This is a genomic window from Parvularcula oceani (assembly GCF_000733125.1).
GTDB classification, from domain to species: Bacteria; Pseudomonadota; Alphaproteobacteria; order Caulobacterales; family Parvularculaceae; genus Parvularcula; species Parvularcula oceani.
Genome location: NZ_JPHU01000005.1, coordinates 56,748 through 80,646, shown reverse-complemented (window position 1 = coordinate 80,646; position 23,899 = coordinate 56,748). Strand labels below are relative to the sequence as shown.

25 protein-coding genes are annotated in these 23,899 nt (G+C 67.3%); 12 read left to right on the top strand and 13 right to left on the bottom strand.

Annotated features, from left to right (window positions below; genetic code table 11):
* Window positions 1-5 precede the first annotated feature (5 nt).
* Window positions 6-893: a class I SAM-dependent methyltransferase gene (locus IE88_RS0107290; RefSeq protein ID WP_031552296.1), complete on the bottom strand. Its 888-nt coding sequence runs from the start codon at window positions 891-893 to the stop codon at window positions 6-8.
* 58 nt (window positions 894-951) lie between these two features.
* Here IE88_RS0107290 and IE88_RS0107285 point away from each other — a divergent pair, with 58 nt between their 5' ends.
* The 4 genes from IE88_RS0107285 (at window position 952) to IE88_RS0107270 (ending at window position 3,310) form a co-directional block, all read left to right on the top strand.
* On the top strand, window positions 952-1,701 hold the full coding sequence (locus IE88_RS0107285; protein WP_036766792.1) for a ComF family protein: 750 nt from the start codon (window positions 952-954) through the stop codon (window positions 1,699-1,701).
* A gap of 74 nt (window positions 1,702-1,775) precedes the next feature.
* Window positions 1,776-2,033 carry a glutaredoxin 3 gene (gene grxC / locus IE88_RS0107280; RefSeq protein ID WP_031552290.1) on the top strand — a complete coding sequence of 86 codons (258 nt, stop codon included), beginning with the start codon at window positions 1,776-1,778 and terminating at the stop codon, window positions 2,031-2,033.
* A complete protein-coding gene (locus IE88_RS0107275) occupies window positions 2,030-2,857 on the top strand; it encodes a carbon-nitrogen hydrolase family protein (RefSeq protein ID WP_031552286.1) in 828 nt (275 codons plus the stop codon). Before grxC ends, IE88_RS0107275 begins: the two co-directional genes overlap by 4 nt.
* A gap of 3 nt (window positions 2,858-2,860) precedes the next feature.
* On the top strand, window positions 2,861-3,310 hold the full coding sequence (locus IE88_RS0107270) for a DUF1178 family protein (protein ID WP_031552284.1): 450 nt from the start codon (window positions 2,861-2,863) through the stop codon (window positions 3,308-3,310).
* Window positions 3,311-3,350: 40 nt separating this feature from the next.
* Here the strand turns inward: IE88_RS0107270 and fsa are convergent, their stop codons facing one another.
* Complete coding sequence (fsa, locus tag IE88_RS0107265; RefSeq protein ID WP_031552282.1) at window positions 3,351-4,004, bottom strand: fructose-6-phosphate aldolase; 654 nt, start codon at window positions 4,002-4,004, stop codon at window positions 3,351-3,353.
* Between the two features lie 101 nt (window positions 4,005-4,105).
* On the opposite strand from fsa, the gene IE88_RS17230 reads away from it, so the two are divergent.
* Genes IE88_RS17230 through IE88_RS0107245 form a run of 4 tightly spaced genes read left to right on the top strand, consistent with a single transcriptional unit; the run spans window position 4,106 to window position 8,842 of the window.
* Entirely contained in the window at window positions 4,106-4,930 is an 825-nt protein-coding gene (locus tag IE88_RS17230; protein ID WP_051881636.1) for a class I SAM-dependent methyltransferase, read from the top strand.
* A 43-nt stretch (window positions 4,931-4,973) separates the two neighbouring features.
* A complete protein-coding gene (locus tag IE88_RS0107255; RefSeq protein ID WP_051881635.1) occupies window positions 4,974-5,189 on the top strand; it encodes a FeoA family protein in 216 nt (71 codons plus the stop codon).
* A 26-nt stretch (window positions 5,190-5,215) separates the two neighbouring features.
* A complete protein-coding gene (gene feoB / locus IE88_RS0107250; RefSeq protein WP_051881634.1) occupies window positions 5,216-7,027 on the top strand; it encodes a ferrous iron transport protein B in 1,812 nt (603 codons plus the stop codon).
* Between the two features lie 39 nt (window positions 7,028-7,066).
* Window positions 7,067-8,842, top strand: a complete 1,776-nt coding sequence (locus tag IE88_RS0107245) for an AsmA family protein (protein ID WP_031552271.1) — start codon at window positions 7,067-7,069, stop codon at window positions 8,840-8,842.
* A gap of 18 nt (window positions 8,843-8,860) precedes the next feature.
* On the opposite strand, the gene IE88_RS0107240 is transcribed toward IE88_RS0107245, so the two are convergent.
* On the bottom strand, window positions 8,861-9,634 hold the full coding sequence (locus IE88_RS0107240) for a ferredoxin--NADP reductase (RefSeq protein ID WP_031552268.1): 774 nt from the start codon (window positions 9,632-9,634) through the stop codon (window positions 8,861-8,863).
* Between the two features lie 118 nt (window positions 9,635-9,752).
* On the opposite strand from IE88_RS0107240, the gene panD reads away from it, so the two are divergent.
* The 3 genes from panD to IE88_RS0107225 all read left to right on the top strand — a co-directional run bounded on the left by panD (window position 9,753) and on the right by IE88_RS0107225 (window position 13,009).
* On the top strand, window positions 9,753-10,109 hold the full coding sequence (gene panD, locus IE88_RS0107235; RefSeq protein ID WP_031552265.1) for an aspartate 1-decarboxylase: 357 nt from the start codon (window positions 9,753-9,755) through the stop codon (window positions 10,107-10,109).
* 90 nt (window positions 10,110-10,199) lie between these two features.
* The gene (locus IE88_RS0107230) at window positions 10,200-11,834 is read left to right on the top strand and encodes a M20/M25/M40 family metallo-hydrolase (RefSeq protein ID WP_031552262.1); all 1,635 of its coding nucleotides are present in this window, start codon (window positions 10,200-10,202) and stop codon (window positions 11,832-11,834) included.
* A 17-nt stretch (window positions 11,835-11,851) separates the two neighbouring features.
* A complete protein-coding gene (locus IE88_RS0107225) occupies window positions 11,852-13,009 on the top strand; it encodes a DUF547 domain-containing protein (protein WP_162178311.1) in 1,158 nt (385 codons plus the stop codon).
* 24 nt (window positions 13,010-13,033) lie between these two features.
* Here the strand turns inward: IE88_RS0107225 and IE88_RS0107220 are convergent, their stop codons facing one another.
* From IE88_RS0107220 to fdxA, 6 genes are all read right to left on the bottom strand, one after another.
* Window positions 13,034-13,462: an OsmC family protein gene (locus IE88_RS0107220; protein ID WP_031552255.1), complete on the bottom strand. Its 429-nt coding sequence runs from the start codon at window positions 13,460-13,462 to the stop codon at window positions 13,034-13,036.
* Window positions 13,463-13,542: 80 nt separating this feature from the next.
* The gene (locus IE88_RS0107215) at window positions 13,543-15,153 is read right to left on the bottom strand and encodes an alpha-amylase family glycosyl hydrolase (protein ID WP_051881633.1); all 1,611 of its coding nucleotides are present in this window, start codon (window positions 15,151-15,153) and stop codon (window positions 13,543-13,545) included.
* Between the two features lie 70 nt (window positions 15,154-15,223).
* Entirely contained in the window at window positions 15,224-16,009 is a 786-nt protein-coding gene (locus IE88_RS0107210; protein WP_031552249.1) for an SDR family NAD(P)-dependent oxidoreductase, read from the bottom strand.
* A 183-nt stretch (window positions 16,010-16,192) separates the two neighbouring features.
* Window positions 16,193-18,049, bottom strand: coding sequence for a DUF885 domain-containing protein (locus IE88_RS0107205; RefSeq protein ID WP_051881632.1), 1,857 nt, complete (start codon window positions 18,047-18,049; stop codon window positions 16,193-16,195).
* A gap of 163 nt (window positions 18,050-18,212) precedes the next feature.
* Window positions 18,213-19,097, bottom strand: a complete 885-nt coding sequence (locus IE88_RS17810) for a CarD family transcriptional regulator (RefSeq protein WP_081871495.1) — start codon at window positions 19,095-19,097, stop codon at window positions 18,213-18,215.
* A 211-nt stretch (window positions 19,098-19,308) separates the two neighbouring features.
* Window positions 19,309-19,647 carry a ferredoxin FdxA gene (gene fdxA, locus IE88_RS0107195; protein WP_031552241.1) on the bottom strand — a complete coding sequence of 113 codons (339 nt, stop codon included), beginning with the start codon at window positions 19,645-19,647 and terminating at the stop codon, window positions 19,309-19,311.
* Between the two features lie 129 nt (window positions 19,648-19,776).
* On the opposite strand from fdxA, the gene IE88_RS0107190 reads away from it, so the two are divergent.
* On the top strand, window positions 19,777-20,067 hold the full coding sequence (locus IE88_RS0107190; protein WP_031552239.1) for a succinate dehydrogenase assembly factor 2: 291 nt from the start codon (window positions 19,777-19,779) through the stop codon (window positions 20,065-20,067).
* Window positions 20,068-20,076: 9 nt separating this feature from the next.
* Here the strand turns inward: IE88_RS0107190 and IE88_RS0107185 are convergent, their stop codons facing one another.
* The 4 genes from IE88_RS0107185 to lgt are packed head-to-tail and all read right to left on the bottom strand — an operon-like array spanning window position 20,077 to window position 23,891.
* Complete coding sequence (locus tag IE88_RS0107185) at window positions 20,077-21,018, bottom strand: ribose-phosphate pyrophosphokinase (RefSeq protein ID WP_031552237.1); 942 nt, start codon at window positions 21,016-21,018, stop codon at window positions 20,077-20,079.
* Window positions 21,019-21,073: 55 nt separating this feature from the next.
* The gene (locus IE88_RS0107180; RefSeq protein ID WP_051881631.1) at window positions 21,074-21,844 is read right to left on the bottom strand and encodes a laccase domain-containing protein; all 771 of its coding nucleotides are present in this window, start codon (window positions 21,842-21,844) and stop codon (window positions 21,074-21,076) included.
* Window positions 21,841-22,989, bottom strand: coding sequence for a class I SAM-dependent methyltransferase (locus tag IE88_RS0107175; protein WP_036766789.1), 1,149 nt, complete (start codon window positions 22,987-22,989; stop codon window positions 21,841-21,843). The genes IE88_RS0107180 and IE88_RS0107175 overlap by 4 nt, the downstream gene beginning before the upstream one ends.
* Window positions 22,986-23,891, bottom strand: a complete 906-nt coding sequence (gene lgt / locus IE88_RS0107170; protein ID WP_031552231.1) for a prolipoprotein diacylglyceryl transferase — start codon at window positions 23,889-23,891, stop codon at window positions 22,986-22,988. Before lgt ends, IE88_RS0107175 begins: the two co-directional genes overlap by 4 nt.
* Window positions 23,892-23,899 lie beyond the last annotated feature (8 nt).

Below are 23,899 nucleotides of genomic sequence, written 5' to 3'. Positions count from 1 at the left end.
TGCCTTCAGCCCCCGAAGGTCTTCACCGCATCCGCGAGCGACGCCTTGGCGCTGCCGGGAGCGAGAGGCTTTGGCTGGCTCTCATGGGGGGCCCATCCTGTCAGGGCGACGAGATCGAAGGTGGCGGGCACCTTTCCGCCGTCGCCGAATTGCGATCTGTAGGCTTCGAGGCTGGCGGCGAGCACGTCCCGGCGCAGAGCGCCCTTGGCGCCGCGTGCGAGGACGCTGGTCTCTCCCATGCCGCGAAGATCCGAGAGGAGGCGCAGCGGTTCGCCATATCGCACGGGGACGCGGACGACGTCGGCGACCGGCAGGGCGAAGCCCGCGGATTGGAGGAGGCCGCCCCCGTCGCGCACGGCCACCATGGGCATGACGCGCGGAGACACGCTGCCGGTCACGGAGGCCTCCCCTTCGCGCAGGGCCGCGCGAAGCTCGTGCAGGGTCCGCTCTCCGGGAAAGATGCCGAGGAAGAGGCCATCGGGCGACAGCACGCGCCGCGCCTCGCGCAGAGCGGCGGGCAGGTCGTCGACGGCATGAAGGGAGAGCAGGGAGACGACGAGGTCGAACCGTCCGTCTTCGAAGGGAAGCGCGTCCGGCCGCGCCTCGACCGCATCGCCCGCGCCGAGTTCGCGGAGGAGGGAGGCGGACTCGGCCGCCAGCATCACCGCGCCGACATCGGCCCGCTCCGTCAGCGCCTCGGAGGCGTGATGCGCGCCCGGACCGAAGAAGAGCGCGTTCTCGAACCGGCGCAGCACGCTTTCGAGCCGGTCGACGGCCTCCTCCGCGGCGCGGGCATGCAGGAAGTCGTGCGCGCGCAGAGTGGCTGCTGCGCGGTCTAGCCGCGCCTTGCGGGCGCGGGCAGAGAAGATGGGTGGGCGGCTGGCTTGGGTCATGAGAGCTTCGAACGGAACATCCCTTCGATATGTCGCGGCTTCGGCCGCAAGGCAAAGGGTGCGGCTCGGCCGCCTCGGAACGGCGGCCCTCGATCTCGTCTTCCCGCCGCGCTGCCCGATGACGGACGACCCGGTGACGCGGCATGGCGCGTTCTCGGGCCGCGCCTGGGCGCAGGCGCAGATGATCGCCGCGCCCCTTTGCGAAGCCTGCGGCTTGCCATTCTCTCTGAACGATCCCGCCGCGCCGCTCTGCGCGGCCTGCGCCGCGCCTGACAGATTCGCCGGGGCGCTGACGGGGAGAGGGCGGCTCGACAGGGTGCGCTCGGCGCTTCGCTATGACGACGAGAGCGCACCGGTCGTCCTGTCGCTGAAATATGCCGACCGCCATGATGCGGTGCCCGCGCTCTGCCGCCTTCTGGCGCTGACGGGCGACGAGCTTCTGCGCGATGGAGCGACGCTGGTCCCGGTCCCGCTTCATCCGACCCGCCTTCGCGAGCGGCGCTTCAACCAGGCTGCCGTTCTGGCGGGCGGCGTCGCGCGGTTGACGCGAAGCCCCCATGCGCCGCGCCTTCTGATCCGCAAGCGGCCGACGCCGAAGCAGAAGGGCATGAGCCCGGCCGCGCGGGCGCGGAACGTCTCCGGCGCCTTCGCGCTGCGGCGCGGCGAAAGCGCCGAAGGCGGCCGCTTCGTCCTGATCGACGACGTGCTGACCAGCGGCGCGACGCTCGTCGCCTGCGCGCGGGCCCTGCGCCGCGCCGGCGCGGCTGAGGTCAGCGCGCTCACCCTGGCCAGGGTCATTCGCGGGTAAGGATGAGAAGCGGGGCTGTGGCCCTGCGCCGTCATCGCGACTACATGCCGCGCAACCCCAAGGAGTCCGACCCTATGAAGCCCGTCACGATCTATACCAAGGCCATGTGCCCCTACTGCGCCCGCGCATTGAAGCTTCTCAAGCAGAAGAATGCGGAGGTGACAGAGATCGCAGCCGGCTTCGACAAGGAGAAGAAGGAGGAGATGATCCAGCGCGCGAACGGGGCGCGGACCTTCCCCCAGATCTTCATCGGCGACGAGCATGTGGGCGGCTCGGACGAGCTCGCCGCGCTCGATCGGGAGGGCAAGCTCGACACCATGCTCGCCGCATGAGGGTCGCTCTCGTCCAGATGCGCTCGGGCCTCGACCCGCAGCGGAACGCGGACGACGCGGAAGCCGCCGTGCGCGAAGCGGTCGGCCAAGGGGCCAGTCTCGTCGCCACGCCCGAAATGACGACGCTGGTCGACCGCAAGCCGCGCCGCATGTTCGATGCGCTGCCCGACGGGGAGCCTGTCGAGACGGGCCGGTTCGAGGCGCTGGCGCGGGAGCTCGGCATCCATCTGCTGATCGGCTCCATGCCGGTCGTGCTCGACCGCCGTCCCGCCCACAGGCGCGCGGCGAACCGCTCATGGCTGTTCGGCCCGCAGGGGCGGATCGCGCATTACGACAAGGTCCACCTGTTCGACGTGGATCTTCCCACCGGGGAGAGCTGGAAGGAGTCCTCGGTCTATGCGGGCGGCGACGCGGCCATCGCGGCCCGGGCAGGGGAGGCCGTGCTCGGCCTCTCGATCTGCTACGATCTGCGCTTCCCCGCCCTCTACCGCACGCTGGCGCAGGCGGGAGCGAACGTGCTCTGCGTGCCTGCCGCCTTCACCGTCCCGACGGGCGAGGCGCATTGGGAGGTTCTCCTGCGCGCGCGGGCGATCGAGACCGGCAGCTTCGTTCTCGCGCCTGCGCAGGGCGGGCCGCACGAGGATGGCCGCGTCACCTATGGCCGCTCCATGGTCGTGAACCCCTGGGGCGAAGTGGTCGCGAAGAAGAGCGACGACGAGCCGGGGCTCCTCTTCGCCGATCTCGATCTTGGACATGTCGAGGATGTCCGGGGGCGCATCCCGAGCCTTCAGCTTGAAAAACGGCCGGAACTGCGCACCTATTAGCCTATGATCAAATACGCTTTACGCTGCGGGGACGAGCACGAGTTCGAGGGCTGGTTCTCGGGCAGCGCCGATTATGAGCATCAGTCAGCGGAAGGACTCCTGTCCTGCCCCGTCTGCGGCTCCGCCGAGGTGCGCAAGGCGCTGATGGCGCCCTATGTCGCCAAGAGCGGGCGCGGCGCCTCCGAAGCCGAGCAGAAGCTGGCCGTGCTGCGCGCCCAGATGAACGAGGCGGCGCGCAAGGTCCGCGACCACGTCGAGAAGAACTTCGAGGGCGTGGGTGACAGGTTCCCCGAAGAGGCTCGCAAGATCCATTACGGCGAGGCCGAGGACCGCCCGATCTACGGCGTGGCGAGCGCGGCCGAAGCCAAGGCGCTGAACGAGGAGGGGGTGGGCATTGCCCGCATTCCCGAGCCAAAACCCGCGCCCGAAGAGGTCAAGAAGAAGATGAACTGAGAAAAGCGGCGGGCCGGGCCCGCCGCTTTTCGTTTCGGGGTCAGAGGATGCTCTGTCCCGTCCCCTTCCAGTCCTTGACGAAGTCGTCGAGGCCCTTGTCGGTGAGGGGGTGCTTGATCAGCTGTGAGAACACCTTGGGCGGGATGGTGGCGACGTCGGCGCCGGCGAGCGCGGCTTCCTTGACGTGGACCGGGCCGCGGATCGAGGCGGCGAGGACCTGCGTCTCGTAGCCGTGCTGGTCGTAGAGGATGCGGATCTCCTCGATCAGCTCCATGCCGTTCATGCCGAGATCGTCGAGCCGGCCGATGAAGGGCGAGATGTAGGTCGCCCCCGCCTTGGCCGCGAGCCAGGCCTGCGCCGCGGTGAAGCAGAGGGTGACATTGGTGTCGATGCCGTCCTCGGTCAGCTCGCGGCAGGCCGAGAGCCCCTCGAAGGTGAGCGGCAGCTTGACCACCACGTTCGAGGCGATGTCCGAGAGGATGCGCCCCTCCTTGACCATCACTTCCGCCTCGGTCGAGGCGACCTCCGCGGAGACAGGACCGTCGGTCATCTCGCAGATCTCCGCCACCACCTCCTTGAAGTCGCGGCCCGACTTGGCGATCAGCGAGGGGTTCGTCGTCACCCCGTCGATCAACCCCGTCGCGAACGCGCTCTTCAGCTCGCCCGTCTCCGCCGTGTCGAGAAAGATTTTCATGGCCGTGTCTTTCACTGATTTGCTTGTTCCGCACCTAAGACGGGCGAGGGCCGAGGCCAAGCGCGTTGAACGCTTTCCCCGCGCTGCCTAAACGCTCGCCGATGACCGAACCCATCCGTCCCGCGCAGGCCGTGCGAAGCCGCGCCCGCAGGCAGCGCCGCCTCGCGGTCATGCGCCGCCTCGGCCTCCTGCCGCTCCTCGAGCGCATGTCGTTCCTGCGGGAGCGGCGCAGGCGGGCCGGGGAGAACGCTGCCTTCGCCGCAAAGCATGACGGGCTTGCGCTGCCGCCGCTCTGGTGGATGCACGACATGTATGCCCACACATCCTGGCCGCTCTACTGGCGGTCCGGCCAGGACCATGCGCAGAGCCTGACAGAAAGGATCGAGACGGTCCTGGGAAAAGGAGAGCACGCGGTCGCCGAATGGGGCTGTGGCATGGGCCGCATCCTGCGCCACCTCCCGCCGGAGTGGGACGTGACCGGCTTCGACTACAACCGGGCGGCGGTGGCCTGGTGCGCCGGGAACCTGCCCGGGCGCTTCAGCCTGAACGGCGACATGCCGCCGCTCGATGCGGAAGACGGCGCCTTCGACGCGCTCTACACCGTCTCGGTCTTCACCCATCTCTCGGCGGCCCAGCACGAGGCCTGGGCCAAGGAGCTGGCGCGGGTCATCCGGCCGGGCGGGGTGCTGCTCGCGACGGTGCATGGCAGGCCGGAAGAGGGACAGCTCCTGCCTTCGGAGCGGGAACGCTTCGAGGCAGGGCGGCTCGTCACCCGCGGCGGCGTGAAGAGGGGCAGCCGGATCTACACCGCCTATCACCCCCGCGCCTTTATCGAGCGGCTGTTCGGGGACGCCTTCGCGCTGCGCGGCGAGCCAGAGCCGGCGCTGGGCCAGACGCTCTACACGCTGACGCGTCGAGAGAGTTGATTGCAAACGCTTCGCAATCGTGGTCTTAGGAAGCATGAGGACATTGAGCACGCTTCGGCCGGGCGAAAGCGGCCGGATCACGGCCATCGAAGCCCAGGCCGATCTCTCGCAAGGCCTCGCGGAAGCCGGATTTTCCGTCGGAGACGAGGTCGAGGTGCTGGCGCGCGGCCTGTTCGGCGGCACGCCGCTGTCGGTCCGTCTGGGCCGCGCGGTGGTCGCCCTGCGCCGGAATGAGGCCGAAGCGGTACGCATCTCTTGACCCTTCTCGACCCCAACGACGCCGGAATGAACACCGAAGCCGAGGCGGCCCCCGTGCCCCCCAAGGCGACGTCATTCGCGCTGCTGGGGCCGCCCAATGCGGGCAAGACGACCCTGTTCAACGGCCTGACCGGCGGCAGGGCCAAGATCGGCAACTATCCCGGCGTCACGGTCGAGTTCCGGCGCGGCAGCTTTTCCCTGCCGGGCGGAGAGCCGGCCGCGCTGATCGACCTGCCGGGCGTGACGGGCCTGACGCCGCGCAGCGTCGATGCGGCCGTCACCGCCGACGTGATCCACGGCCGCTCGACGGCGATCGAAGCCCCGGACGTGCTGGTCATCGTGATCGATGCCGGCCAGCTGCGGCGGCATCTGCCTTTCGCCATCGAGGCGCTGAGCACGGGACGGCCCGCCATCGTCGCGCTGAACATGGCCGACCTCGCCGAGCGCGACGGCGTGAAGCTCGACGACCGGGCGCTCGAAGAGGCGCTGGGCGTGCCGGTGGTGCCGGTGACGGCGACCCGCGCCCGCGGGCGGCAGGCGCTGCTGGAGCGGCTGGGCGAGGCGCGGCCGGGCCCCGCACGGACTGCCGCGGATGCGCGGAAGCTCGCCGACGAGGTCATCCTCGAGGAGCCGGGGCTGAACACGGCCACGCGCCGCCTCGACCGGATCGTGCTGCACCCCGTGGGCGGCGTGGCGCTGCTTCTCGCCATCCTGTTCTTCGTCTTCCAGGCGGTCTTCGCCTGGGCCACGCCCTTCATGGACGGCATCGAGGCGGGCGTCGCAGCGCTCGGCCAGGCCGCGACAGTCCTGCCGGACGGCCCGGTCGAGAGCCTGGTGGTGGACGGCATCATCGCAGGCGTCGGCGCAGTCGTCGTCTTCCTGCCGCAGATCGTCATCCTCTTCTTCTTCATCCTGCTGCTCGAACAGACAGGCTATATGGCGAGGGCCGCCTTCCTGTCGGACGAGCTGATGCGGCGGGCCGGCCTTCACGGCCGGGCGCTCATTCCGCTTCTCTCCTCCTTCGCCTGCGCGATTCCCGGTATGATGGCCGCGCGGACGCTGGAGTCCGAACGCGACCGGCTGACCACGATCATGATCGCGCCGCTGATGACCTGCTCGGCGCGCCTGCCGGTCTATGCGGTGCTGATCGCGGCTTTCATTCCGGCCACCGAGGTGGGGCCGTTCGGCCTTCAGGGGCTCGTCCTCTTCGGCCTCTATCTCGCCGGTATCGTCTCGGCCGTGATCGTCGCCTTCATCCTTCGAAAGACCGCGACCAAGGGCGGCCAGCAGACCCTGCTGATGGAGCTGCCGACCTACAAGCTGCCGCAGGCGGGCGACCTGTTCCTGGGCCTCTGGGGACGGGTGAAGATCTTCCTGCGCCGCGCTGGCACGATCATCTTCGCGGTCTCGATCGTGCTGTGGTTCCTGGTCAGCTATCCGGGCGACACGCTGCGCGAGAGCTTCGCGGGGCGCATCGGCGCGCTGCTCGAGCCGATCTTCGCGCCGATCGGCTTCACGCTTGAAATGGTCATCGCCCTCGTGCCGGGGCTCGCCGCGCGCGAAGTGGCGGTCGGCGTCCTCGGCACCGTCTATGCGGTGGGCAATGCCGAGGAGAATACGGGCCAGCTCGCCGACGTGCTCGCGGCGAGCTGGAGCCTGCCGGCCGCGCTGGCCTTCATCGCCTGGTTCGTTTTCGCGCCCCAATGCGTCAGCACCATCGCGGTGGCGCGGCGCGAGACCAACTCCCTCAAATGGACGGTCTTCATGGTCGCCTATCTCTTCGCCCTGGCCTATCTCGCGGCGGGCGCGACCTACTGGATTGCCAAGGCGCTGAGTTAAGGTGTCGATGGCGCGCCGGCCTGCGCTAAGTCGCCGATCATGCGCAAATGGATCGTCATCGGTGTCGCCGCAGTCCTCGTCCTGATCGCGGCAGGCCTGTTCGCGCTGACCCGGCCCTCGGTCGGAACGCCGGTCGCCGAATATTTCCTGCGCATGGCGTTCGGCGAAGATGCGAGCGTGGAGGAGGCGTGGATGCGCTACACGCCGCGCCCCGTCGTCGAGGGCCGCGGGCTGAGCGCGCCGCCCGTGGCGGAGCTGGAAACGGTCTCCGGCCGCTTCAACTGGCTCGGGCTCTTCCCCGGCACTCCGCTCTTCGCGCTCGTCGACGGCCGGAACGGGGCAGTGCGCATCGACCTGACGGGGCAGGCGGACAGCCAGGACGGCGAAGACGGAGGCGGCGGCGTCGGCGAGTGGATCGAGGCAGTCGCCGCCGAGACTGTCCGCCTCGACGTCGTGCGGAGGGCGGGAACGGCGGAAGTGCTTCTGCAACGGGGGCGCGGCTCTCTGACCGGCGGGTCGATCGCGTTTGCCGGTGAGGCCGGCGGCGGCACGATCATCTTCGACGGCACAGGCGCGATCCTGGATCCGCAGACCATTCGCGGAGACGTCGTGATCCGCGCGCGCAATCCCAATGCCCTGGCGCAGGCCCTGTCGATCGCGCTGCCGAACCTGCCTCCGCTACAGATCGCGGGCGACCTCGAGATCGGCCGAAACGAATGGGTCCTGCGGAACCTCGAAGGCAAGATCGGCGACAGCGCGGCGACCGGCCTCTTCATCGTGAACCTCCAAGAAGAGGTTCCGCAGATCACCGCAGACCTCGACTTCGCGCCTCTCGATTTCGACGATGTCGGCGTCGTCTTCGGCCTGCCGAGCCGGAACGAGGGCGCAGCGCCCCTCAGCCCCGCGCAGCGGCGGGCCAACCGGGCCTATGGCGGGAACGACATGCTCCTGCCCCGCGCGCGCGTCGATTTCGACCGGCTCCAGAAGGTCGATGCGCGCATCGACATCGAAGCCTCGCCGGTGGAGGACGCGCCCTATCCCGTCGACCGCATGAGCCTTCAGGCCACCCTGGAGGACGGGGTGCTGCGAATCGGCGTCTTCCACGTCGACGGGCCGCAGGGCGAGCTGACCGTCGAGGGGACGGTGGATGCAAGCGGCCATCCGGCGAGGAGCGAACTGGTCGGCGATCTCCGGGCTGCGCAGCTCGAGGAACTCGTTCCCAAACTCGCAGCGAAGGGACCGCTCTCGGGCGAATTCGACCTCGAGCTGACGGGCGACGATTTCCAGCAGGCCTTCGCCGGCGCGAATGGAGAATTCTCCCTCTGGTCGACCGAGGCGCAGGTCGCGGCGCTCTATATCGAGGGGGCGGGCCTCGATCTGGGCGAGGCGCTGATGCTGCTCTTCGATGGGGAGGAGACCACCTATACGCGCGCCGACTGCTTCGTGACGCGCCTCGACATCCGGGAGGGAACGGCGATCATCAGCCCGGGCGTCTTGGAAACGGAGGACAGCCTGCTGCTCCTGAACGGCAGCATCGACCTCGCCACCGAGGAGCTGTCCATCGATGTCGACACCGAAGCCAAGGATGCGAGCCTCGGCGAGCTATTCGGTTCGGTGAAGATCTCGGGCACGCTGCGCGCGCCGGAGATCGAGATCCCGGAGGGGGAGGTCATCGGTCAGGCCGCCCTGACAGCGGGCCTTGCGGCCATAGCCGGACCCCTGGGCCTCCTGCCCTTCGTCGAAGGCGGCGAAGGCGAGAATGCGCCCTGCGGCCGCCTGATCGGGCGGGCCAATGGCGTCCTGAAGGATCAGTGACGCCGGGGCCGCCGCGCCTCAGCCGACAAAGGCCTTCTCGACCACGAATTCGGCCGGCTTGGCGTTCGAGCCCTCGGTCAGGCCGTGCTGTTCGACCAGCGCCTTGGTATCGGCGATCATCGCCTGGCTGCCGCAGATCATGACGCGGTCGGTCTCGGGGTTGAGCTTGGGGGCGCCCAGCCGCTCGAATAGGTCGCCGCTCTCGATCAGCTGCGTGATCCGGCCCTGCACCGGGTGGTCTTCGCGCGTGCAGGAGCTGACATAGCGCAGCTTCTGGGGCGCGTCCTCGCCGACGAGCGGATCGTCGGGCAGGGCGCCGACGACCTCTGAGCTGTATTCGAGTTCCGCGCCGAGCCGGCAGGTGTGGGTGACGATGACTTCGTCGAACTTCTCATAGGTCTCGGGTTCGCGCACGAGGCTCGCAAAGGGAGCGAAGCCCGTTCCGGTCGAGAACATGTAGAGCCGCTTGGCGGGCGTCAGCGCGTCGAGCACCAGCGTGCCGGTCGGCTTCTTGCCCAGAACGACCTCGTCGCCGGGCACGATCTTCTGGAGCTTCGAGGTGAGGGGGCCGTCCTCGACCTTGATCGAGAAGAATTCGAGTTCCTCGTCCCAAGCCGGCGAGGCGACCGAATAGGCGCGCACCAGCGGCTTCTTCTCGCCCGCCATGCCGATCATCACGAATTCGCCGGAGCGGAAACGGAAGGTCTGCGGACGCGTGATCCGGAACTTGAACAGGCGGTCGGTGTAGTGGTCGACCGACAGGACGGTCTCGGTCGTGAAAGCTGAAGACATCGTATAACCTGAGAAACGTTCGCAGCCGGGTATGTGGCCAGACAGGCGTTCCGATCAACCCTTCTCGCGTTGCGACGCAGCATTCCTATCTGTAGGAGGCAGGCCAAGGAGGCGCCCCATGCTGCTCAACATGCTCAAAGCGAAGATTCACGGTGCGACGCTCACCATGACGGATCTTCACTATGAGGGTTCGATCGCGATCGACCAGGACGTGCTGGATGCCGCCGGCATCCTGCCCTTCGAGCATGTCGATGTGTGGAACATCACCAATGGCAACCGCCTTGCGACCTATGCCATTCCGGGCGAGCGCGGGACGGGGCAGTTCCTCCTCAACGGCGCGGCGGCGCGCCTCGCCCATGCGGGCGACAAGGTCATCATCGCGAGCTTCGGCCAGATCGACGCATCCGAGGCGCGCAACTACCACCCGACCGTCGTTTTGATGAATGACGACAACACGGTGAAGTCGATCCTGTGATCTGAGACTTCGCAAGATCGGCATCCGGCCCGGTCTTGCTATTTATCGATAATCGTTCAAGTGTCGCCCTCGAGATATCAGGGCAGATTCATGAACGGACTCACTCGCACGGCTTCGATCCTCGCGCTTCTCGTCGCAGGCGCCTGCGCCACCATAGACATCCAGCCCTGGCCCGAGGGACAGGACGCGGCCGCAGCGCGCTTCGAGCAGGACCTGACGACGCTCGCCAGCGACGCCTATCAGGGCCGCGAAGCCGGGACGGCCGGGCATGAGCGGGCGGTGGACTACGTCGTCGCGCAGTTCGAGGAGATGGGCCTGCAGCCCGCCGGCACGGACGGCTTCCTGCAGCAGGTGCCGCTGCGCCGGGCGACGCGGGTGACCGAAGGGCAGAGCGCCGTCTATTCCGCGCCCGGCGGGGCGGAGCGGACGCTCGCGGTCCTGGACGACTTCCTCCTCGATGCCCCATCGGCCCCCGATGCGAGCGCGCGGACGGCAGAGGCGATGGCGCGCGGCGACATCGTCTTCGCGGGCTACGGGATCGACGCGCCCGCCTTCGATATCGAGAGCTATGACGGCGTCGACGTGCGCGGCAAGGTCGTGCTCCTGTTGCAGGGCGTTCCCGAAGGCCTGCCGTCCGAAGAGCGCGCGCATTTCCAGTCGGCGCGCACCAAGATCGAGACCGCCGCCGCCAAGGGCGCGGCCGCCGTCCTGTTCCTCGGCACGCAGGAGCCCACCCTTGAGTGGCGCGAAAACGTCGCGCGCTGGGCCGAGAGCGAAAGCGACACCTATGCAGGCCGGAACGCGGCCCGCGAGGGCGTCGTGACGGGATATCTCTTCCGCGATGCGGCGCGCGAGCTCTTCGAGGCTGCCGGCACGACCTATGAAGCGGCGGCGACGCCGACCGCCAGCGGCGCGATCGAGGCCATGGCCTTGCCCGGCGAGCTGGCGCTGACGGCCGAAGGCACGTTCGAGAACTACACTTCGCCCAACGTCGTCGCGATGATCGAGGGGTCGGACCCGGACCTTAAGAACGAATATGTCGTCCTGTCCGCGCATCTCGACCATGTCGGCGTGCATGGCGAGGGCGAGGACACGATCCACAACGGCGCCATGGACAATGCGTCGGGCATCGCGACCATGCTGGAAGCGGCGCGCCGCTTCCAGGCCGACGGCACGCGCCCGCGCCGTTCGATCCTCTTCGTGGCGGTGACCGCCGAGGAGAAGGGGCTTCTGGGCTCTGACTACTTCGCCAGCAATCCGACCGTGCCCGCAGAACAGATGGTCGCGAACGTCAATCTCGACATGCCCATCCTGCTGCACGACTTCACCGACGTGATCGCCTTCGGCGCCCAGCACTCGACCATGCAGGACCTCGTCGAGGACGCCGCCGAGAGCATGAACGTCGCGCTGACACCCGATCCCGTGCCCGAAATGGTGCTCTTCGTGCGCTCCGATCACTACAGCTTCGTCAAGCAGGGGGTGCCGTCGGTCTTCCTCTTCCTCGGCTTCGCCAATGGCGGCGGAGAGAAGTTCCAGGAATTCATGACCACCTATTACCACCAGCCTTCGGATCAGCCGGACCTGCCGATCCAGTACGACACCGGCGCGAAATTCGCCGCGCTGAACTACCGGATCGCCAAGGCCATCGCGAATGCCGACGAGCGGCCGCAATGGAACCCGGGCGACTTCTTCGGCGGCCTTTACGGGCCGTCTTCGGGAAGCTGAGAAAGGGAGAGTTCTCGATGAAGACACGTGCATTGCTGCTGATCGGCGCGGCGGCCACCGGGCTTGCCATGCCAAGCGCCCTGGCGGCCGGGCGGGTCACCATGCCCAAGGCCGAGATTTCCGCCGCATCGACAGCCGACGCGGCGATCACGGCGCATTTCGAGCCTCAGCCCTCGGGTCGGACGGCCAGAATCAATTACGAGCTGATCGACGACGCATTGAACCTCATGGTCTTCAATGCGGGCCCGTCCCTGCGCCGCTATGCCACGACGCCCGATGCGCGGGTCGGTTCGCGCTTCACCAAGGGGCACACCTCGCCCTATCGGCTCGAAGGCAACAAGATCTTCTTCTCGCAATTCGACGACGATACGGTCGCGGCGATCGGCGAATACCGGGCGAGCCTCGAGCGGATCGGCAGCGCCGCCGACCTGACGACCCTGCCGCGCAACGAGCAGCTCGCCTATTGGTTCAATCTGCACAACATCGTCGTCATCGACGAGATCGCGAAGGCCTATCCCGTCACCCGCCCGAGCCGGATGAAGCTGGGTCCGGACAGGAAGACGCTGCATGACGCGAAGATCATCGAGATCGACGGCATGGCGCTGAGCCTGCGCGATATCCGCGAAAACATCGTCTACCGGCACTGGAGCGATCCGAAGGTCATTTACGGCTTCTATCGCGGCGATCTCGGCAGCCCGTCCATCCGCAGCGCCGCCTATACGGCGGACAGCGTCGGCGACGAGCTGGAAAGTCAGGCGCGGGAATTCGTCAACAGCCTGCGCGGCGTCGCGCGCGGCCGGAACAAGATCAAGGTCTCCGAGGTCTATGCCGAGGCGCGGCCCGCCCTGTTCCCGCAATGGCCGTCGGATTTCCGCTCGCACCTCATGGAATATGCCGATCAGGACGTCGCTGAACTGCTGCAGGACAGCGAGAGCGTCCAGATCGCCCAATATGAGGACACGGTCGGCGACATGGTCGGCGGCGACATCACCTCGGACCTCAGCCCGCGCGACAATGCGCAGGTTCTCAGCCTGCCGCCCCAATTGGCGCGGATGGCGAACGAGTATGAGGAGAAGATCCTCGAGCTGAAGCGGCAGGGCTACTTCAAGAGCAAGGTCATCATCATCGATGAGCCGACCGAGGACCCGGATGCCGCGGATGGCGAGGTCGACTGACCCCGCCATCCGCGAGCTGAGCGCTCAGACGTCGTAGGTGGCTTCCATCGTCACCTCGGCGTCGAGGAGCTTCGAGATCGGGCAATTGGCCTTGGCCGTCTGGGCCGCGGCTTCCACCGCATAGCGTTCGGCGCCCTTGGCGGTCAGCTTCAGGTCGAGATGCGACTTCGTCACCGCGAAGCCGCCGCCCTGCTGCTCCAGCGTCACCGTCGCCTTGGTCTCGATCCTGGGGTCGGTGACGCCGGCCTCTCCGAGCTCTTTCGACAGGGCCATCGAGAAGCAGGCGGCGTGGGCCGCGCCGACGAGTTCTTCGGGATTGGTGCCGGGTTCATCCTCGAAGCGGGTGTTGAAGCCGTAGGGCTGGCCGGACAGCGCGCCGCTTTGCGTGCTGATCTGACCCTTGCCGTCCTTGATGCCGCCTTCCCAGACGGCGGAACCGGAGCGTTCCGTCATGAGATCCTCCATTCTTGGTCGAAGAAGGAAACGGGGCGAGGCGGGAGGCGGTTCCCCGCTTGCGGCCAGGATCGCGCCTTTCAGCTCTCCGCGCTCGCGATTATGCGCCAGCCCCAGCCTTCGAGCGGTCCCTCCGAAGACGCATCGAGCATCCGGCCTTCGGGCAGATCCGCCTCGGGCGCCTCTGCGGCGAGGCAGAACAGCGCCTCGATCTCCTGTCCGTCCAGCCAGCGGCGCAGGTGCAGGATGCCGCTTTCGTCGTCCGCCTCGAGGATCTCCATCTCTCCGCTGCGCAGGGCCGGCGTGCCGCGCCGCAGGCCGATCAGGCGCCGCCACGTGTTGAGCACGCTTTGCGGGTCGTCCTCCTGGCCGGCGGCGTGCCGTGAGCACAGGGTGTCCTTCATCGGCAGCCACGGGCTCTCATTGCCGGAGAACCCCGCCTGCGGGCCGCCATCCCAGGGGAAGGGGTGACGGATCGGGTCCCGGCCATGGCCCTTCGGCCAGAAGAGGAGGCCCTGCGGGTCCTTGATCTCGTCATAGTCGTAGACGGCATCTGGCAGTCCCAGCTCCTCTCCCTGGAAGAAGGAGATCTGGCCGTGCAGGCACATCAGGATCGCCGCCGCGAGCCGGCTGACAGCCGCCTGCGTCGCGGGGTCCGCGTCCTCGGGCGTCCAGCGGCTCGCAATGCGGCTCGCATCATGGTTCGTGACGGTCCAGACGAGATTGCGAAGATCGCTGTGTTCGCGGGTGCTGTCCGCGACCTTGGCGAAACAGCTCGGCGTCAGCGCGGCGGACATGAAATCGGGCGTGTAGGCGGCGTTGAAATAGGGGCCGCCGGTATAGCGGCCGAGGCTGCGATAGGCATCGTAGCGGATGTCGATTTCGGAGAAGGTGAAGGTGCAGCCCGCGCATTCCACCTGATCCTGCAGCGATGCGACGAAGCTCTCGATCCGTTCGTCATTGCAGTCGTTCTCGTGCAACTGCCAGGCGAAGGGGGTGAAGGGGCCGACCGGGGTCAGCTGCGGATCACCGGGGTCGGCGGGCGGATTGTCCCTGAGATCGGCATCCGCGAAATATTGCGGCACCGCATCGAAGCGCAGCCCGTCGACGCCGCGGCTCAGCCATTTTTCCATGAAGCCGAGACGCGCCTCGACCACCTCTTGATTGGCGAGGTTGAGTGCAGGCTGGCTGGTCAGATATTGATGGCGGTAATATTGTTCGCGCTCAGGGCACCACGACCACTGCGACTGGCCATAGCGGCAGATCCAGTTATTGGGCGGGCCGCCATCGTCCCGGGGGTCCTCCCACTGATACCAGTCGGCCTTGCCGTTCGTCCTGCTGCTCCGGCTCTCGAGAAACCACGGATGCTGGTCCGAGGTATGGTTCAGGACGGCGTCGATCACGACCTTCAGGCCCAGCGAGTGGGCCTTGTCGAGCAGCGCCTGGAAGTCCTCCATCGTGCCGAACAGAGGGTCGATCTTGCAGTGCTCGGTGATGTCGTAGCCGAAATCCTTTCCGGGGGAGGGATAGAAGGGCGACATCCAGATGCCGTCCACGCCGAGGCGCGCGACGTAATCGAGGCGTTCGGCGATGCCGGGCAGATCGCCGACGCCGTTGCCGGACGTGTCGCGGAAGGACCGCGGATAGATCTGGTAGAGCACCGCGCCCTGCCACCAAGGCTGATCCGTCATGTCGCGTTTCCCATAAAGAGCGGCCGCCCGTGGCGGAGCGGCCGCGATGAGCTTTCACTGCGGGCGCCTATCAGAGGTCGAGGCCGATCACCGCGCCGCCGTCGACGCGATAGTTCGATCCGGTCACGAAGCTCGCCCGTTCCGAGCAGAGGAAGGCGATGACGGGTCCGACCTCGTCTGGCTGGCCGCGGCGCTCGAGAACGAGATAGGGGCGCTCCTCCTTCAGGAAGGAGGAGACGGCGTCCTCGAAGCTGCCGCCCTGCTTGTCGGCCCGCTTCTCCATCATGCCGTCCGTCATATTGGTCTCGACGAAGGCGGGCGCGACGCAGTTCACGAGCACGCCCTTCTTCGCATAGGGCTGGCTCACGGCCTTGGCGAAGGACGCGATGCCGACCTTCGCCATGTTGTAGACCGCTTCGTCCGGATAGGATTGCGCCGCGTTCTCGGAGGTGACGAAGACCGCGCGCCCCCAGCCCCGCTCGGCCATCTGGGGAATGAACGCCTTGGCGACCCGCACGCCGCCCATAAAGTCGATCTGGAAGGCTTCGTTCCAGTCGTCTTCCGTCATTTCGAGAGGATCGCCCTTGGCGCCGGTGACGCCCGCCGCGTGCACGAGGATATCGACCTCGCCCTTCACCGCATCGCGGAGGCGGTCGGCGCCCTCCTGGGTCGACAGGTCGGCTTGGACCGTCTCGACATCGCCGAGCTTCGCCTTCGCCTCGTCGAGATCGTCCTGCTTGAGATCGGTGAGGACGACCGCGACGCCATCGGCCAGAAGCGCTTTCGCCGCCGCCATGCCGATATCGCCGCCGCCGCCCGTGATGACCGCCCGGCGGCCCGAAATTCCAAGATCCATGTCCCACTCCTCGATCGGTCGGAGACCCTGCCCCCTTCAGGTGCAGGATCCGTTCGGGAGAGGAACTGGAGCGATCGCCGAAGAGGGAAAGGGCGACAGGATGCCGCTTGGCCTCTCATGCCGTCCGGGCCTCGGCGCAAGGAGGGCCCCCTTCCGGCACGGGCCGGAAGGGGAGAAGGGATGTCAGCCGAGCTCGGGCGCAGGTCCGCCCATCTCGATCCAGCGCTCGATACGCTCTTCGAGCACGTCGAGCGGGGCGCCGCCGTCGCGCAGGACCTCGTAGTGGAAGACCGCGACATCGAAGTCCTCCCCGAGCGCTTCCTCGGCCCGCTCCCGCAGCGCCTGGATCTTGAGCATGCCGGTCTTGTAGGCGAGCGCCTGTCCCGGCCAGACCGAATAGCGCTCGATCTCGGTCTTCACGTCCGACCGTTCCATGCCCGTATTCTCGCGCATGTATTTGATCGCCTCGTCGCGGCTCCACTGCTTGGCGTGCATGCCGCTGTCGACGACCAGGCGGACGGCGCGGAAGAGCTCGTCGCGGAGACGGCCGAGATCGCCCAGCTGATCATCCTCGTAAAGGCCGATCTCCTTGGCGAAGGCTTCGGAGTAGAGGCCCCAGCCCTCGGCGAAACCGGTGGAGGAGGCCATCTGCCGGACGAGGAGCGGCGTATCCTTGGCGTCCGTCGCGAGAGCGAGCTGGAAGTGATGCCCGGGCACCGTCTCGTGATAGGTGAGGGTGGGCAGCGACCATTTCGGCTGCGCCGCCGTGTCGCGCAGATTGATCATGAACATGCCGGGACGCGAGCCGTCCTCGGCCGGCGACATGTAGGAGCCGCCCGGCGCGCCTTCCTGGGCGTATTCGGGAACGGGCTGCACCACGACGCTGCTTTCGGGCGTGACGAGGAAATATTCGCCCATCACCTCTTCCGCCTCGGCCGTCAGCCGGCGGACATAGGCGAGAAGCTCTTCCTTGCCCTCGGGCGTGTTCGGGAAGATCTGCTCGGGGTCCTCGGTCAGCGCGATCAGGCGTTCGCCGATCGTCCCTTCGGTCATGCCGAGATCCTCGAAGATCGCCTCCATCTCGCCCTGGATGCGCGCGACCTCCCGCAGGCCGAGCTCGTGCACCTCCTCGCCCGACAGCTTGCTCTCGCCATTGCTGCGGATCAGCACGTTGTAGAGCTGCTCACCCTCGGGGATGTCCCAGACGCCGGCTTCCGGCGTCGCCTGCTCGCGCAGGGCCTCCAGCGACGCGATGAGATCGCGATAGGCGGGATAGACCGAGTTCTCGACCGCGCTCGTCACGCGCTGCTCGTAGCCTTCCGCATCCTCGATGCCGAGATCAGCCAGCTTGGAGACGAGATGGGTGGACAGGACGTTCTCTTCGGCCGACGGCTCGATGAACAGCTCGGCGTTCCGGATCGCGCCTTCGACCGCATAGGCGGGAGGCACGGCGCCGGCTTCGGCATTGGCTTCGAGGAGTTCGATCACGCCCTCGAACTGCTCGTCGAACTGCTCGAGGCGCGCGATATAGGCATCGGCATCGTCCTGCGATGAGAGCCCGTGAAGCTGCGTCATGAACTGGGGCAGGTCGACATGGGCGCCGCCGATCTGCGTGACGACGTAGGGGCTCGAAAAGCTCCCGGCGAGGTAGTATCCCGTCTCGTCCTCGATCGTGTCGAGTTCCTCGGCGACCTGCTGATCGCTCATGAGGATGGCCAGCCATTCCCGCCGCTCCGGCGTCAGCTCGTCCACGTTCAGCGTCTCGAGCCGCGCCTCGATGCGGTCGGTCAGCGCCTCCATCTCGTTATAGCCTTCGATGCCGGGCGTGCCGAACCGATCCTTGTAGCGCCCGCCGGCCTCCTCTTCGGAGACGCTCAGCATGCTCGCATAGATGGGCGCGATCTGGAAAAGCTCGGTGGTCGCCTCGTCCAGGATGCGGTCGAACTTCGCATTGGCATCCTCGGCCGCCTGCTGGGCGTCTGCCGGCGCGGCGAAGACGAGAAGCGCGAGGCCGGCGGCGGCGGTGGAGGTCTTGATCATCAGGGATACTCTCCGCTGTTTATCGATAAACGGAAAGTATGCATGGCGGTGACAGGCTGCAAGGCTTCTGTGCACCGCGGGCCCGAACGAAAAAAAGCGGCGGGCAAGGCCGCCGCTTTTTTCAAAATTGGTGCTGCCGGGCAGCCGGGAAGGAAGAGCGGCCTCAGCCGTCCGCCTTCTCCTTCTTGTCGAGATGGGAGTGGATCTCCTTGATCGCATTGTCGAGCGACTTGCGGCGCACGGCGGCGACTTCTCGGCCCAGGCGCTCACGCGCCTGCTCGAAGAGCTGGCGCTCCGAATAGGACTGCTCGGGCTGATCGTCGGCGCGGAACAGGTCGCGCACGACTTCGGACACGGCCTGCAGGTCGCCCGAATTGATCTTGGCTTCGTATTCCTGCGCCCGGCGCGACCACATGGTGCGCTTCACGCGGGCCTTGCCCTCGATCAGCTCCATCATCTCGTCGATCCGCTCGGGGCTCGAAAGGTTGCGCATGCCCGAAGCGGCGGCCTTGTTCACCGGCACGCGCAGCTTCATCTTCTCATGCTCGAAATCGATGACGAAGAGCTCGATCGCCATGCCCGCGATCTCCTGCTTCTCGATTTCGGTGATGTAGCCGACGCCGTGGGCGGGATAGACGATCTTCGTCTTGACCTTGAAGGTCTGGTTCTTGTCGCGATTGGCCTCGGCCCGGCGCGCGACGCGCAGCGCGGGGCGGAGCGGCGCCGGCGCGATCTTCGGCTTCTCCTCGTCTCCCGCGGCTTCGGGTTTGGCTTTGCTGGACTTCGCGACGGCTTTCGTTGTGCTCACTGACGCTTTCTTCTCACTCTTGGCGGTGGATGTCTTGGAGGTCGCCTTCTTGGCCGCCGGTTTCGGCTTGGTCGCCGATTTCGTGGCCTCGGCCTTCTTGGCTGCGGTCCGGGTGGCGGTGGTCTTCTTGGCGGGAGTTCGCGCCTTGCTCGGCGAGCGGGCAGCCTTGGTGTCTGCCGGCTTGGCCTTGGCGGAGGATTGGCTTTGTTCGATCTTGTCGGTAGGAGTCGTCTTGCTCACGACCTCTCCTTTCTGGTGTCGCCGAAGCCCAATTCCGGCGGGGCAGCGAACGGTCCTTTTCGCACGCAAGAAAAAGACCGCCCGCGAAGGCGGCCTCCCTCCCGCTGAACCATCAGCCTCTGACAAGAGATAGCACAAACTGTCATAAAAATCCAGTACGCCAGACCGCCGTGGTATTGAATTGCGGTAAGCGCTGGAGTCCGACAGCCGCTCAGTCGCCTTCACCTGGCTTTTCGCTGAAATGGGTCTCCAGCTTGTTCTCCACCTCGGCCATGGCATCCGCCTCGGGCAGGGCGGGCTTGGCGCGCGTGATATTCGGCCAGGCCTCGGCGTATTTGGCGTTGAGCTCGGTCCACTTGCCGTCGGGGTCCTCCGTGTCGGGCTTGATCGCCTCGACCGGGCATTCGGGCTCGCAGACGCCGCAGTCGATGCATTCTTCGGGTTTGATCGCGAGGAAGTTCTCGCCTTCGTAGAAGCAGTCGACCGGGCACACTTCGACGCAGTCGGTGTATTTGCAGGCGATGCAGGCGTCGGTGACGACGTAGGTCATCGGGTACTCCAGATGGGCAGGGCGGAAGAGCCGCGTGTTCGGGGCGCTATGTGACAGGGGGCTGCCGCGCCTTCAACACGCAGATGGGTCACAGTCGCGCTTCGATGCAAACTGTATATGCTAAGGGCGATGACAGATTCCCTATCCGCCGGCCTGAGCCCCGCCCGCAAACGCCTCCTCTATCGCGCCATGCATCGCGGCTTCAAGGAAGCCGACATCGTGATCGGCAAGTTCGCCCAGGCGAACCTCGCCGAGATGAGCGATTCGGAAGCCGAAGAGTTCGCGCGCCTCTTGGAAGTGCCCGATCAGGAGCTCTATGGCTGGATCATCCGCGACGAGAACGTGCCGGACAACTATCGCGGGCCCGTGCTGAAGCGGCTTCAGGCCTTCGACGTCGCAGCGGCCATGCCGCCGCGTTGAGCGCGAAGGTCAGTCGAAGAGGCTGGAGACGCTCTCTTCATTGGCGATCCTGCGAATGGCCTCGGCCAGCAGGGTCGCGACGCTGACCGCCTCGATCTTGGTCGCGCCGGTGCGGCGGCCGTCATCGGCGATCGAATCGGTGATGACGAGGCGCTGGAGCGAGGCGGAGTTCTCGATCCGCTCGACCGCTTTCCCCGACAGGACGCCATGGGTGACATAGGCGGCCGCCGAGGCCGCGCCCTCGGCCATCAGCGCGTCCGCCGCATTGACCAGCGTGCCGCCCGAATCGACGATGTCGTCGAACAGGATGCAGTGCTTGCCGCGCACGTCGCCGATGATGTTCATCACCTCGGACACGCCCGCCCGCTCGCGCCGCTTGTCGACGATGGCGAGCGGCACGTCGCCCAAGCGCTTGGACAGGGAGCGGGCCCGCACGACGCCGCCGACATCCGGGCTGACGACGCACAGTTCGGCATCCTTGGGATAGGTCTCGCGGATATGCCGCTCCATCACCTTCACGGCGTAGAGATTGTCGGTCGGGATATCGAAGAAGCCCTGGATCTGCCCCGCATGAAGGTCGATCGTCAGGACGCGGTCGGCGCCGGCCGTGGTGATGAGATTGGCCACGAGCTTGGCCGAGATCGGCGTCCTGGGCCCGGCTTTGCGATCCTGCCGGGCATAGCCGAAATAGGGAATGACGGCGGTGATCCGGCTGGCCGAGGCGCGGCTGAGCGCGTCGACCATGATCAGGAGCTCCATCAGATTGTCGTTGGCCGGGCAGGAGGTCGACTGGATGACGAAGACGTCCTCGCCGCGGACGTTCTCCTTGACCTCGATATGGACCTCGGAGTCGGCGAAGCGCTGGGTGACGGCGCTGGTCAGCGGCGTATCGAGCTGCCGCGCGATATCCTCGGCGAGAGGCGTGTTGGCGTTGCCGGAGAGCAGCTTCATGAAAGCCTCGTCATCGTCACCCGCGCGAGGCTTTGCGGTCCGGGGGCGCGAGGAGTCAAGCGGCTGATAGCGCTATCGCTGAGATGTTCCGTCCGTAATCCGAAGCGCCCTGCCTGCGGCTCGCGCGATAGCTGAACCAGCGATCCGGGCGGGTCAGCGTGCAGCCGCCGACATCCGCGATGCCGGCAGGATCGACGCCCGCCGCCTCGAGCCGCCAGCGGCCGAAGGCGACGTGGTCGTAGAGGTGCTTGCCCGCCGCAGGGGCGGGACGGAAGAACCGGACGGCGCCCGGATATTCGCCGGTTACTTCGGAGACGAGATCGTCGCCGACCTCGAAGGCCTCCGCGCGCAGGCAGGGGCCGATCGCGCAGAGAAGGCGGCCCGCATCGCCGCCCTTCTCCTCGATCAGGGCGACCGCCGCCTCGAGAATCCCGGCAAGGCTGCCGCGCCAGCCCGCATGAACGGCGCCGACGAGGCGTGCCTGGGGCTCGAAGAGAAGGACGGTCATGCAGTCCGCGGCCAGTGCGCCGAGGGCGAGGCCGGGTCTGTCAGTGACCAGCGCATCGGCCTGCGGCGGCGAGCCTGCGAAGGGTTCGGTCACGAAAAGCGCTCTCGCCGAATGAGTCTGATAGGCAGTGACCAGCGCATCCGCGCCGAGCGCGCGGCGCACCCTGTCGCGGTTCTCGGCCACGGCGGCCGGATCGTCATCCGATCCCGCGCCGCAATTGAGGCTTTCATGGAGGCCGCGGGACACGCCGCCTCCGCGTCCGAAAAAGCCGTGCTGGACGCCTGCGAGGGCCCCGGCCTTGCGGTGCGGCGGGATCACGAGAAACCCGGCGGCTCGGACAGGCCGGGCGAGGAGACGGCCATCACCTTGAAGAGCGCTCCCATCTGATCGGCGTCCACGAGCCGCTCCGCGCCCGACCGCAGAAGAGCCTTCGTGTCGTCGTCCTTCACGACGTCGAGGATCGCCGCGAGGCGCTGCTCGAGGCCGAGGCGGAGGAGGAAATCGCGCTGCAGGACCGGGCCGTCCACCCGCGCGCCCTGCGCTCTGCCCCGACGGGCGAGGGCGCCGAAATCGACATGCGCCGTGACGTCGGCGAGGCCCGGCGCGGCGAGGACGGGCCAGCTCCTGTGCCGTTTCACCGCCTGGAAGGTGTCGCCGAAGCCAGAGCGCCCATGCCCGTAATCGATGAACAGGGCGCGGCCCTTATAGGCGGAGAGGCGCTCGGCGACCTCGTCCATGAGGGACAGGCCCGCCTCGCAGGTCTCGAACACCGCCTCCGGCATCGCGCCGGGGGGGACGCCGTCGGGGCCGGGCAGCGCCTCCTCGCCGAGGACGAAGCAGAGGCGGGGACGCTCGCCCTCGTCGCTGACGCCCACGAGCCGCTCCCGCCACGGGGTTTCGGAGCGCTCGGCGGTGCGCACGAACTGGCGGATCGGCAGGCAGTCGAAGAACTCGTTGCCGATGATGAGCGTCGGGCCCGGCGGCACGTCGCTGAGATGATCGGCCCAGACCGCCTCGATCCCCGTATCGTGGAGGGTGCGCTGCTGGCGGTAGCGCATGCGGCCGGAATTCTCGACCATGAAGAGGCTGGCCGCCTCGAGGAATTTGGGCCGGATCTTCGCGACGCGCAGGATGTCGGCCATCAGCGTGCCCCGGCCGGGGCCGAGCTCGACCAGGTTGAAGGCCGAAGGCTCGCCGATCTCGCTCCAGGCGTGAATGAGCCAGGCGCCGACCAGCTCGCCGAAGATCTGGCTGATTTCGGGCGCCGTGGTGAAGTCGCCGCCGTGCTGGCCTTTCTTGGGCGGCCCGAAGGGGTCCTGCGTCGCGTAATAGCCGTGCTGGGGATGGCTGAGCGCGTCGCTCATGAAGTCGCCGATGCGGATCGGGCCATGCTCGCGGATCAGGGCGATCAGCCGCTCCTCGAGCGGGGTGGGGGCGTCGTCATCCGGTTCGGGCGCGCTCATGCTGGCACTCCTCGGGTTCTGCGGGCGCGCCAGACGAAGAAGGCGCCGGCCAGGATCATCGGCAGGGACAGGAGCATGCCGCGCGTCAGGAAGCCCAGCGTCGCGGCATAGGCATCGGGCTGTCGGAAGAATTCGACGAGGAAGCGCGACAGGCCGTAGCCCGCGAGGAACACGCCGGTCGCCGCCCCCGGATGCCGCAGGACGCGATAGCGGGTGACGAGCACGCGAAGGACGACGAAGAGGACGAGGCCTTCGAGGAATGCCTCGTAGAGCTGGCTCGGATGGCGCGGCACGGCGTCCGCGGCATAGACCCATTGTTCTGCCCGCTGGTCATAATATTCGGGGAAGACGATACCCCAGGGCGCATCGGTGGGGCGGCCGTAGAGCTCGGCATTGATGAAATTGGCGAGCCTCCCGAAGAACAGGCCGATCGGCGTTGCGCAGGCGAGGAGGTCGGCGATCCGGAACACGTTCCCGCCGATGCGCCGCGCGAAGAGCAGGAGCACGATAACGACGCCCAGCATGCCCCCGTGGAAGGACATGCCGCCTTCCCAGATCGCGAGGGCGGGCGGGAACGGGACGATGCCGAAGAGGCGAGACCACTCCCCGAAGGGGATGGCCAGAAGCTCCGGCCGGTAGAAGAGGACGAAGCCGATCCGCCCTCCCAGGATGACGCCGAGAATGATCCAGGAGACGAGGTCGTCGAGCTGGCGCCGGTCGATCGGCGGCGCGAGCGGGCCGGGACGGGATGATCCGGGCGGCGCCCAGAGCTCGGGCCGGGCGATCAACCGCCCGACATAGACCGCCCCGAGCACGACGCCCGCCAGATAGGCCAGCGCATACCAGCGGATCGGCAGCGGGCCGAGGCTGATCAGGACGGGATCGATGTCGGGATAGAGCATGCCGGTTC

Excerpts from the sequence above, each read along its gene's own strand:
- IE88_RS0107175 (WP_036766789.1), bottom strand. The coding sequence starts at position 22,989 with ATGAGCGCGCCCGAACCGGATGACGACGCCCCCACCCCGCTCGAGGAG.
- IE88_RS0107190 (WP_031552239.1), top strand. The coding sequence starts at position 19,777 with ATGACAGATTCCCTATCCGCCGGCCTGAGCCCCGCCCGCAAACGCCTC.
- lgt (WP_031552231.1), bottom strand. The coding sequence starts at position 23,891 with ATGCTCTATCCCGACATCGATCCCGTCCTGATCAGCCTCGGCCCGCTG.
- IE88_RS0107270 (WP_031552284.1), top strand. The coding sequence starts at position 2,861 with ATGATCAAATACGCTTTACGCTGCGGGGACGAGCACGAGTTCGAGGGC.
- IE88_RS0107245 (WP_031552271.1), top strand. The coding sequence starts at position 7,067 with ATGCGCAAATGGATCGTCATCGGTGTCGCCGCAGTCCTCGTCCTGATC.
- IE88_RS0107230 (WP_031552262.1), top strand. The coding sequence starts at position 10,200 with ATGAACGGACTCACTCGCACGGCTTCGATCCTCGCGCTTCTCGTCGCA.
- IE88_RS0107185 (WP_031552237.1), bottom strand. The coding sequence starts at position 21,018 with ATGAAGCTGCTCTCCGGCAACGCCAACACGCCTCTCGCCGAGGATATC.
- IE88_RS0107225 (WP_162178311.1), top strand. The coding sequence starts at position 11,852 with ATGAAGACACGTGCATTGCTGCTGATCGGCGCGGCGGCCACCGGGCTT.
- panD (WP_031552265.1), top strand. The coding sequence starts at position 9,753 with ATGCTGCTCAACATGCTCAAAGCGAAGATTCACGGTGCGACGCTCACC.
- fdxA (WP_031552241.1), bottom strand. The coding sequence starts at position 19,647 with ATGACCTACGTCGTCACCGACGCCTGCATCGCCTGCAAATACACCGAC.
- IE88_RS0107275 (WP_031552286.1), top strand. The coding sequence starts at position 2,030 with ATGAGGGTCGCTCTCGTCCAGATGCGCTCGGGCCTCGACCCGCAGCGG.
- feoB (WP_051881634.1), top strand. The coding sequence starts at position 5,216 with ATGAACACCGAAGCCGAGGCGGCCCCCGTGCCCCCCAAGGCGACGTCA.
- fsa (WP_031552282.1), bottom strand. The coding sequence starts at position 4,004 with ATGAAAATCTTTCTCGACACGGCGGAGACGGGCGAGCTGAAGAGCGCG.
- IE88_RS0107240 (WP_031552268.1), bottom strand. The coding sequence starts at position 9,634 with ATGTCTTCAGCTTTCACGACCGAGACCGTCCTGTCGGTCGACCACTAC.
- IE88_RS17230 (WP_051881636.1), top strand. The coding sequence starts at position 4,106 with ATGACCGAACCCATCCGTCCCGCGCAGGCCGTGCGAAGCCGCGCCCGC.
- IE88_RS0107215 (WP_051881633.1), bottom strand. The coding sequence starts at position 15,153 with ATGACGGATCAGCCTTGGTGGCAGGGCGCGGTGCTCTACCAGATCTAT.
- IE88_RS0107210 (WP_031552249.1), bottom strand. The coding sequence starts at position 16,009 with ATGGATCTTGGAATTTCGGGCCGCCGGGCGGTCATCACGGGCGGCGGC.
- IE88_RS0107205 (WP_051881632.1), bottom strand. The coding sequence starts at position 18,049 with ATGATCAAGACCTCCACCGCCGCCGCCGGCCTCGCGCTTCTCGTCTTC.
- grxC (WP_031552290.1), top strand. The coding sequence starts at position 1,776 with ATGAAGCCCGTCACGATCTATACCAAGGCCATGTGCCCCTACTGCGCC.
- IE88_RS0107290 (WP_031552296.1), bottom strand. The coding sequence starts at position 893 with ATGACCCAAGCCAGCCGCCCACCCATCTTCTCTGCCCGCGCCCGCAAG.
- IE88_RS0107220 (WP_031552255.1), bottom strand. The coding sequence starts at position 13,462 with ATGACGGAACGCTCCGGTTCCGCCGTCTGGGAAGGCGGCATCAAGGAC.